Annotated in this window: 5 protein-coding genes; 1 reads left to right on the top strand and 4 read right to left on the bottom strand. The window is 68.3% G+C overall.

Annotation, left to right across the window (positions count from 1 at the left end; all coding sequences use genetic code 11):
- Window positions 1–208: 208 nt before the first annotated feature.
- Window positions 209–1,207 (top strand): SDR family NAD(P)-dependent oxidoreductase, encoded by a 999-nt coding sequence (locus tag AB0B33_RS46630; protein WP_360784622.1) that lies wholly within the window; start codon window positions 209–211, stop codon window positions 1,205–1,207.
- A 25-nt stretch (window positions 1,208–1,232) separates the two neighbouring features.
- Here AB0B33_RS46630 and AB0B33_RS46625 read toward each other — a convergent pair whose 3' ends face one another.
- From AB0B33_RS46625 to AB0B33_RS46610, 4 genes are all read right to left on the bottom strand, one after another.
- On the bottom strand, window positions 1,233–1,481 hold the full coding sequence (locus AB0B33_RS46625; RefSeq protein WP_360784619.1) for a hypothetical protein: 249 nt from the start codon (window positions 1,479–1,481) through the stop codon (window positions 1,233–1,235).
- A 603-nt stretch (window positions 1,482–2,084) separates the two neighbouring features.
- A complete protein-coding gene (locus tag AB0B33_RS46620) occupies window positions 2,085–7,226 on the bottom strand; it encodes an AAA family ATPase (protein ID WP_360784616.1) in 5,142 nt (1,713 codons plus the stop codon).
- A 440-nt stretch (window positions 7,227–7,666) separates the two neighbouring features.
- The gene (locus tag AB0B33_RS46615; RefSeq protein ID WP_360784614.1) at window positions 7,667–8,104 is read right to left on the bottom strand and encodes a hypothetical protein; all 438 of its coding nucleotides are present in this window, start codon (window positions 8,102–8,104) and stop codon (window positions 7,667–7,669) included.
- A gap of 44 nt (window positions 8,105–8,148) precedes the next feature.
- Window positions 8,149–10,181, bottom strand: a 2,033-nt coding sequence (locus AB0B33_RS46610) for a PQQ-dependent sugar dehydrogenase (protein WP_360784612.1), incomplete at its 5' end; no start/stop codon positions are given.

The raw sequence follows: 10,181 nt of genomic DNA, 5'->3' as shown, positions 1-10,181 counted from the left end.
GCCGCGTGGTACCGCTGGTCGGCGTTGTTCGCGGCGTCGCCCAGCGCCTTCTCGACCGGGCTCGACCCCTTGGTCGGCGTGGTGAGTGAACTCATCCGCCCTCCTCCCCGGCGTTGTCCGGCTCGTCCGATCGTCACACCCCCGCGTCTCCGCTGCCCAGTCGTGCATCGGAGTTGAATCGCAGTGCGTGGCTCGAAGCGATGTGACTATGCTTGAGCGATCAGGCTGGATCGGATATGCATCGGAGGCGTTGGTGTTCGGCACGCTGCTCGACACGGTGCTCGACCGGACCGTGCTCCCGGGGTACTCCCGCCTCGGCTACGCCCTGCGGCGACGCGCGTGGGACGGTCCCGCTCCCGGCGCGTTGGACGGCCGCGTCGCGCTCGTGACGGGTGCCGGTTCGGGGCTGGGGGAGGCCACCGCGACCGGGCTGGCCCGCCTGGGCGCCGAGGTGGTGCTGGTGGTGCGCGATCCCGGCCGCGGGGAGCAGGCGCTCGCGCGCGTCCGCGCGGCGGCCCCGGGGGCGAAGGTCCGGACGGCCCGGTGCGACGTGGCCGATTTCGCATCGGTGCGGGAGTTCGCGGCCGGGGAGTCGCGTGTGGACGTTCTCGTGCACAACGCCGGCGTGCTGCCGCCGCGGCGCTCGGAAAGCGTCGACGGCCACGAGATCACGTTCGCGACCCACGTGCTCGGCCCGCTGCTGCTGACCGAGTCGCTGCTCCCGGCCCTGCGTGCAGCCGGCGACGGCCGGGTGATCATGGTGTCGTCGGGCGGGATGTACACCCAGCCGCTCGCCGTCGACGACCCGGAATACCGGAACGGCCGGTACCGCGGCGCGACGGCGTACGCGCGGACGAAGCGGATGCAGGTCGAGCTGACCCCGCTGCTCGCCGAACGCTGGCGACCGGACGGCGTGGCCGTGCACAGCACCCATCCCGGCTGGGCGGACACCCCGGGGCTCGTCGGCTCGCTGCCGTCGTTCCGCAGGGTTCTCCAGCCGGTGCTGCGCACACCGGAGCAAGGTGCCGACACGGCGGTCTGGCTGGCGGCGGCCGATCCGCAGCCGGCGCCAGGGCGCTTCTGGCACGACCGGCGGGAGCGGCCGTTCCACGTCCTGCCGGGAACAGCGCCGAAGCCGGGTGAGGCGCAGCGTTTGCTGCGGTACTGCCTGGACGCGATCGGGGTCAGGTCCGGCTCAGCTGGATGATGCGCACGCATGGCTCGTGGTCCTGTCACGGCTGCAGCCGGACGAAGCCGCTGACGCTGCGCTGGTGGGTGACGCCCTCGATGTCGACCTCGATGACCGGGTCGTGGAAGCGCACGGTGCCCTGGTCGGGGATCGCCAGCCGGGTCGGTGCCTCCACGCTGAGCGTGATGGTGCCGCCGAGCAGCGACTCCGAGCCGGGGCAGGCCATCGCTTTCGCACCGTCCGGCCCGTCGAGCGCGTCGGCGTTGAGGCGTCGCAGGAACTCTTCGGCCACGGTACGGGCGGCTTGAAGCTGGCTGTCGCTGCCACGCGAGAACGAGGAAGCCGCTGGAGACGGCGCCGCCGAGCTCGGTCCCGGGTTCGCTGTGTTTTCGTGGGGCAGGAAGAAGCCGGGCGCCACGAAACCGGTCACCGCGACGATGACGACGACCAGTCCCAGCGCGGCGAGCGTGACCCACAGTCCGGTACGCCGCGGCCGCGGAGGCACCGGGCCGCGGCCGGGGTACGGCGGTGGGCCGTAGCCCGGGCGGGGTCCCCCGGACCACCCAGGCGGCGGTCCGCCTGGGTAGCCGTGCTGTGGATGCGTCATGACGGTCGCCTTTCCCTCCCCGGTCGGCCGACCTCCGAGAATAGGGTGATCATGCCGGCCGGCGCACGTCGGACACGCGCGAGCCTCGGGCCACGGCTGTCCGGCGAACAAGCGGGTCGCCTCGACCGCCCAGTCCTGCCACTGTTCTGGTGTCCAGCCGCGATTGAAACAGAGTTTCGTGTAGGTCTCGGTGCTGACCAGGCTCTACACGATGTCGACGGTGCGGTCGTCCGGTTGCCGCTCGTAGACCAGTTCCAGTACTTCGGCGGCGGCTTCACCGCCCATCGTCTACGGCCACCATCGGTGCACGTCGCGTAGGGCAGTATCGGCATGTTGGCCGAAGTCCAAGCCTGCAATTCCTGCCAAAGACGAGACGTAGGTGCTCAGGAGGTGTAGACCCCTGGCCCGATCGACTCGGACAAGCACCGTCCGCAGCAAGGACACATACTCACCGTAACCACATACCTCGTTGGCGCGAACCAGCAAAGCGCGTCGTACCTCGTGGTCGCCGTAGGGCAGATTAGCCGCCGCATGGGTCAACTGGTGTGCTGACAGATGCGGCGCCAACCCTGCCACTGCCCTGGCCCGAAAAAAATCGCTGGAAATGGTGGTGGCGGTGGCCAGCGCATCGGTCAGGACGGCAGCTCGTTGATCGACCGGAAGATGGGGTGCCAACGCTGTCAACGCCTCGGCTCGGGAGTATTCGTCGTTGATCGCGGTGGCAGCGGTCAACGCTTCGCTCAACTGCTGTGCGGACAGATGGGGCGCCATACCCGTCAACGCGGCGGCCTGGGCAGGTGCGTCGGTGATAGCGGTGGCAACAGTCAATGCGTAGGCCAGCTTTTGTGCTGACAGATGGGGTGCCAGCGCCGCCAATGCCTCGGCTCGGGAGTATTCGTCGTTGATCGCGGTGGCAGCGGTCAACGCTTCGCTCAACTGCTGTGCGGACAGATGGGGCGCCATACCCGTCAACGCGGCGGCCTGGGCAGGTGCGTCGGTGATAGCGGTGGCAACAGTCAATGCGTAAGCCAGCTTTTGTGCTGACAGATGGGGTGCCAGCGCCGCCAACGCCTCGGCTCGGGAGTACTCGTCGCTGATCGCGGTGGCGACGACCAGTGCTTCGACCAAGACCGCAGCTCGTTGATCGACCGGCAAATACGGCGCCAATCCTGCCACCGCCTCGGCCCAGGCGTACTCGCCGGTGATGGCGGTGGCAGCGGCCAACGCATCAGCCAGCTTTTGGGCTGACAGATGCGGCGCCAACGCTGTCAAGGCTGCGGCCCGAGCGGAGTCGTCGGTGATGCCGGTGGCTGCGGCCAACGCCTCGGCCAGGACCGCAGGTCGTTGATCGAGCTGCAGATGCGGCGCCAACGCCGTCAACACCTCGGCCCGGGCATACTTGTCGCGGATCACGGTGGCGGCGGCCAACGCCTCGGCCAGTCGATGTACCGGCAGATGCGCCGCCAGCGCCGACAACGCCGCCGCCCGGGCATACTCGCTGGTGATCGCAGTGGCAGCGGCCAACGCATCGGCCAACTGCTGAGCCGGCAGGTGCGGCGCCAACGCTGTCAACGCTGCGGCCCGAGTGGAGTCGTCGGTGATGGCAGTGGCTGTGGCCAGCGCGTCGGCCAGCTGCTGGGCCGGCAGATGCGGTGCCAGTCCACCCAACGCCTTGGCCCGGGAGTACTCGCTGGTGATGGCGGCGGCGGCGGTCAGCGCATCGGCCAGGACCGCAGTTCGTTGATCGAGCGGCAGGTGCGGTGCCAACGCCGTCAACGCTGCGGCCCAGGAGTACTCGCTGGTGATGACGGTGACGGCGGCCAAGGCATCGGCCAGCTGCTGCGCTGACAGATGCGGCGCCAATCTGCCCAACGCCTCGGCCCGCGCGGACTCGTCGGTGATGGCAATGGCCGTGGCCAGCGCATCGGCCAGCTGCTGGGCAGGCAGATGCGGCGCCAATCTGCCCAACGCCTCGGCCCGAGCGGACTCGTCGGTGATGGCGGTGGCGGCGGTCAGCGCATCGGCCAGGACCGCAGTTCGTCGATCGAGCGGCAGCCGCGGTGCCAGCGCTGTCAACGCCTCGGCCCGGGAGTATTCGTCGCTGAGGGCAGTAGCGAGGGCCAGCACTTCGGCCAGATGCTGGATCGGCAGACGCGGCACCAGCCCCGCCAATGCTCTGGATCGGCCAGATTCGTCATTGATGACAGTGGCAGCGGCCAAAGCATCGGCCAGCCGTTGCGACGGCAGATGCGGGGCCAAACTCCCCAACGCCTGGGCTATGAAGTACTCGTCGGTGATATCGGTGACGGTGGCCAGAGCCTCGGTCAGGACCGCGGGCCGTTGATCGAGCGGCAGATGCGGTATCAACGCCGTCAACGCTTTCACCCGGGCATACCCGCTGGTGATATCGGTGGCGGCGGCCAAGGCCTCGGTCAGGACCGCGGGCCGTTGATCGAGCGGCAGATGCGGTATCAACGCCGTCAACGCTTCCGCACGGGCATACCCGCTGGTGATGGCAGTGGCAGCGGTCAATGCCTCGGCCAGCTGCTGGGGTGACAGATGTGGCGCCAAACCTGCCAATGCCGTGGCACGGGCGGACTCGCTGGTGATGGCAGTGACAGCGGTCAATGCCTCGGCCAGCCGTTGGGGTGACAGATGTGGCGCCAAACCTGCCAATGCCGTGGCACGGGCGGACTCGTCGGTGATGGCGGTGGCGGCGGCCAGTGATTGAGTCGCGACGACGATTCGGTGATCTTCTGGCAGGTACGGGACAAGGGCGGTGAGTGCGGCCGAGCGGGTATCAGGAGTGGGAAGACGGCGGGCGTGGGCTACTGCCCGGGCCGGCGTCCAGATGTGCTTCCGCAGCAGGTTGACCAGTAACGTGGTGGGGATGGTGGTGGTCAGGCTGGTGATCGAGGCGGTGATCAACCAGTAGCGCAGTTCTTCGAGAAGGCTGGAGGCCGGTCGGCCGGTGGACAGGCAGGCATCGGTACGGCGTTGGCTGTCAGCAGATGCAGTGGCGATATCAGCGAGGTAGTCATCGATGGTGTCCGCCGTGTCGTGGGCAGCGAACCACACGTTCGCTACGCGGCCGTACTCCGTTGTGCACTCGGCGCGCAACAGGTCATGCAGCTCGCTGGACCGGTCAGCGTGAAGGAGATGCCGAGCCAAGTGCCGCAGCGGATATCCGCCGTGACCGCCGGCCAACCCGGGATGGGAGCCCAGACGCTCGATGCCGGTGTCCAGTCCACCGAACAGGTTCAGGTAGTGGGTGGCGATCCGGTCGTGGGCGTGCCTGGAGGCCGCGTCGAGTACTTCCGCCCAGTTTCGGTTTCGATTCGCCGTGTCGGCGTGGTCTCCTGTGAGTAGTTCACGGAAACTGGCGTGCAGGATCTCAAACCGTTGGACCGCCGAACCCCTGCGGCCCTGGCGCCCGATGGGGGCATCCGTGGCGGAGAGAAACGGCCGAAGCGTCTCGTAGCACAAAGATCGCGCGGTGGACTCGGCAACGCCGGCCAGCTCGGCAAGGGTGACCGCAGACAGGGGCTCGCCGACAACGGCCAACGTGGAGAGAACCGGCAGGATCTCACTATCCCACCGGGGCATCCGGCGCCATCTGTCGAGAGTGTTCAGGTAGTAGGCGGACAGGTCGGCCAGCAGGTCGTTGAGGTTTCGAGGATTGCGTTGCCCCAGACGGATCTCTTCCAGGGCATACCGCACGTACACCCAGATTCCGCCGCACCGCCGCGTCAGCTCCGCAGCGACCTCGTCCGCCGTCGTCCCAGCCTTGAGCAGCTGCACCTGAAGGTCGTTGTCCTGAAATGCCTTCTTCAGGTAGTCGGCGACATCGTCGCGATTGCGGTCATCATGCGGATTGATCGACAACACCACAGGTGTCGGAGTGGACGACGGCGGACTGTAGCCTGAGCGGTAGGTGCCGACCACGAAAACCCCGTCGGGCAAAACTGACGGCAGCCCCCATGGTTGCCGCTCGTCTCCTACCGTGTCGGCCTCGTCCGCGCCGTCGACCACCAAGACCAGTGGTTTGCCGGCCGCCGCTGCCCGGCGAAGTACGCGCTCGAATCCGTCTGCTTTGCCCGCCCACTCCGGCAGCATCCGTCCGGGTGTCAACTCCCACAGGCCACACTGCTGAATCAGTTGACCTGCCAGGTTCCGCAACCCCACCGTTTCGGACGCACCGCGGGACAGTCGTACGAAATGCCCGGGCCATCCCCGCGATTGCACCAGATGTGACGCGATCGCAGACTTTCCCACACCAGCCGGACCTTCGATCCACACGTATCCCGATCGCCTGTCGGAGAGGGCCTGGTCGATCTGATCGAGCAGCCAGGTTCGCCCGCTGAAGTCCCTGTCCAGTACGGAAGCCATGGCGGAGTCCAGATCGAGGACAGCGTCTTCGACAGACACCGCGCCCGCGCCGACTGCGCCAAAGGTCACCGACCCGATCATCTGTGCCTGAGCGATGTTTCCTGGCACCACGCCGGCGTTGAGGGCGTTGGAGAAAGGCAGGTCTCCCTGGCCTTGCGGTAGAGGCAGCGGCTCACCAGCATCGCCGCGGTCCCCGGCGGCGACGTTGGGGTGGACTGGTACCCGACCCCATGGCGTGTCGAACTGCTGTATGGCGGGCGGTGCGAGGGCCCCGCGGTCAGCGTGCTCGAGCGACTGCCGTATTCGGCTGACGAACCGTTTGACTGTGCCGTAGACCAGAGCCTGACGATCGTGGGGTTTGCAGATGCCGACGTGGTCGGCGTCAATCGGGATCGGCTGGGCCTGCGGGAAACCCGGGTCCGCCGATATCTGGTCGACAACCCACAGGCCTTTGGTGGGACGGCCCTCATGGAACACCAGATGGGCGATGCCGGCCTGGGCTGCCCAGTTGCGATATCGGTCGTTGAGGTGCCGAAGGTGGGCGGCGTTGCGTTGAAGATCGTCAACGGCCGAGGTGTCGCGGCAGACTGGTCCCAGTGCTTCGAACAGCTTGGTGACGCTGGAATCGGTGTGGGGCGTACTCAGGAACACCACACCGCGTGCGGCAACGGCGAAGAAACGGGCGTACTCCGTACGCTCCTCGGCAGCATGGAGGAGGATCTCCTTGGCCAGCAGCCCACCCAGGCTGTGCGTGACGAAACACAGCGGTCGTCTACCGATCCCGTTGTCCTGCAGGTGGGCCAGCAGGTTGATTGCCTCATCCCGCGTGGGCAGGGCGCGGCTGCGTCGCTTGCTGGACCAAGCGTCGTAGCCGACCGACCAAACGGCCACATCGTCGAAGTCTTCCCCCAGCCACTGCGGCCAGAACGCGGACCCGTCCTTCCGGCACCACGTCGCACGTGGGTCACCGTCCAGGCCGTGGAGGAACACGACATCCAGCACAGCCGGCTGCGGGGTGTGCACTGCAACGACTTCCGTCACCCTCACGATCCTCCGGACGACCGCGCCAGCACTCGCACCTGGCTAACACCGAACCACGTCGACTATGCCACCGACCGAGGTGCAGGGCACGAGCCGCGCCGTGGTCGCGACTCGTGGACGCGACCGTCGCTGAGGATAGGGTGCAGTGTTACATTGCGGATACTTTCTGTAATCACACCTTCGTGTCGCGGGTCGCCACGCCGATGCGCGCGGGTGGACGGGGATGGCAATGCTACCGAACGAGTCATCGCCCCTCGGATTGTCACACCTATAGTGCGAGCCCCTTCTGACCGCCGCGCGGGAATCGGTCAACCACCAGCACGGCGGTCGGACGACCTCCTCGCCAGTGCCGTCGCAGTGACCGCGATCTCCTGGACCGGCCCGACGCAGCACCAGCCATCGATACCCGCGCCGCCACGACGAGGTGCCGAGCGAGCCTCTCACGCGCGCTCGGAACCGCCGTGAAACACCTCGAGGTGGACTTTCGCCGCTGCCTCGCTGTCCAGCCAACGCAACCCGAATTGTTCGCCGTACCAGTCGAGCCGGGCCGACGCGAGCTCCTCCTGCGCGCTGTCGGTCCCCGGATCCGAGCGATCCTCGTACCGCCAGTGATCCGGCTCGTTCTCGTCCCGGCGCGCGAACACCATGTCGACGTAGGTGGTGCCGCCGGCTCGGGGGCTCTTGACGAGTTCCGGAACCGTGACGTGGAGGTACCCCTCGAACCGCGTCCCGTCGATCACCTGGGCGATCCGGCCGGCGAATGCGAAGTCCTCCACCCTACCGCGCTTCATCAGCACCTCCGCGGCCCATTGTCGTGCAACGCAGTTGTCGGCTGTCCTTCGGGCAAGGGGTCGCATCACGCTCACGTCGGGTGCCACGCCGGCATCAGCTCCCGGCACATCCGGGGAGCGCACCCGGCGGGCTAGCCGCCGAGGGCGACGTGGAAGAGCTTCTCGTTGCTGTTGTCCGGGATGCTGTCCTTGTCGCCGTTGTTGGTCGTGGTCAGCCACAGGCCGCCGTCGGGGGCGGGTTCCACCGTGCGCAGCCGGCCGTAGGTGCCGGTGAAGTACGCCTGGACGTTCGTGAGGTCGCTGCCGCTGATGACCTCGCGGTACATCCGGGTCCCGCGTTCGCAGGCGACGTACAGGACGTCGCGCACGATGGCGATGCCGGAGCAGGAGCCGTCCGCCGTGGGGTACGTGCGCTTGGGGGCGATGAAGCCGGACGTGCCGCAGGTTCCGGACGTGCCTTCGCACGCGGGCCAGCCGTAGTTGCCGCCCTTGGTGATCAGGTTGGTTTCGTCCATCACCGCGTTGCCGAACTCCTGCTCCCACAACCGGCCCAGCGAATCGAACGCGAGGCCTTGCGGGTTGCGGTGGCCGTAGCTCCACACCTGGTTGCCGAAGGGGTTGTCCGGAGGCACGCTGCCGTCCGGGTTGATGCGCAGCACCTTTCCGTTGAGGCTGGCCTTGTTCTGCGCGTTGTCGCCGTTCTGGGCGTCCCCGGTGCTGGCGTACAGCTTGCCGTCGGGGCCGAAGCGCAGCCGGCCGCCGTTGTGGAACTTGTTGCGCAGCAGCCCGCTCAGCAGGACCTGCTCGGTTCCGGTGTCGAGCCGGTCGTTCTCGAGCTTGATCCGCACGATCCGGTTGTCGCCGGGGGAGGTGTGCATGAGGTACAGCCAGTGGTCGCTCGCGAAGCTCGGGGCGACGGCCAGCCCGAGCAGACCACCTTCGCCGTCGGTGTTGTCGACGCCCGGGACCGTGCCCACGGTGGTCTTGACGCCGGTGGCGGGGTTCAGGTGGACGATGTCGTGGGCGTCGCGCCGGGTGTAGAGGATCGTGCCGTCCGGCAGGGTCGCCAGCCCCCACGGGATGTCGGTGTCGGTCGCGAGCTGCGTCACCGCGCAGACGGAGTCACCGCAGGACGCGCCGGTCGTCACGGTCGTGGTCGCGCTGGGCGCCGACGCGTTCGCCTGGGCGTCGCGGGCCACCACGTGGTAGCGGTAGGCCGTGTTCGCCGCGAGGCCGCTGTCGACGAAGGTGGTCGCGGGCGGGGTGGTGGCGGTCCCGGTGACGGTGCCGGCCTTGGTGTCGCCGCGGTAGACGTCGTACGCGCGGACGCCGGTGTTGTCCGTGGCGGCGGTCCAGTTCAGGGTCACGGTCGTGCCGGCCGCGCTGCCGGTCAGCCGCGTGGGCGCGCTCGGCGGCTCGTTGTCCGGCTGGCACTGCGGTGGCGTGATGGGCACGGTGGCGCTGGCCTGCGAGACGTTGCCCGCCGCGTCGCGCGCGTTCACGTAGAGGCCCCACGTCACGCCGCCGACGACGGTGAGGCTCGTCGACAAGGTGCTCACCGACTTCATCAGCTGCCCGTCGTGGTAGACGTCGTAGAACGCGACGCCCACGTTGTCGCTGGAGGCGTTCCACGAAAACGTCACCGCGTCGCAGACCAGGTCGCTCACCCGCGGGTTGCCCGGCACGGTCGGCGGCTGGGTGTCGCCGAGGGCGGTCCGCCACTTCTGGTTGTCCTGGCCGGTGCAGGTCCACAACCCGACCAGCGTGCTGTTCGCGGTGCCGGCCCCGGTGACGTCCAGGCAGAGCCCGGACTGCACGCCGGTGATGGAGCCGTCGGCGTTGATCTTCCACTTCTGGTTGGCGCCGCCGCTGCAGGGGTAGATCTGGACGTCGGCGGGCGCGGTGGTGCGCTGGCCGGCGACGTCGAGGCACTGGGCGTCGTCGTAGACCCGCAGTTCGCCCGCGGGGGTGAGGGCCCACCGCTGGTTGGCCTGGCCGACGCAGTCGTAGATGTTGACCCGCGTCTTCGGCGTCGTGCTGTTGCCGACGACGTCCAGGCAGCGGCCGGAGGCGACACCGACCACGGTCGCGCCGGCCGCGGCTTCGGCGGCCCGGCGGCCCCACCAGGGCGCGGCGGCGGGGTCCCCCCCCCCCGGGGGCCCGC

The organism is Amycolatopsis sp. NPDC049159 (assembly GCF_040648295.1).
GTDB classification, from domain to species: domain Bacteria; phylum Actinomycetota; class Actinomycetes; order Mycobacteriales; family Pseudonocardiaceae; genus Amycolatopsis; species Amycolatopsis pretoriensis_A.
The sequence above is the reverse complement of the archived record's forward strand: the minus strand, read 5'-3'. Positions and strand labels throughout refer to the sequence as shown.

Excerpts from the sequence above, each read along its gene's own strand:
- AB0B33_RS46630 (WP_360784622.1), top strand. The coding sequence starts at position 209 with ATGCTTGAGCGATCAGGCTGGATCGGATATGCATCGGAGGCGTTGGTG.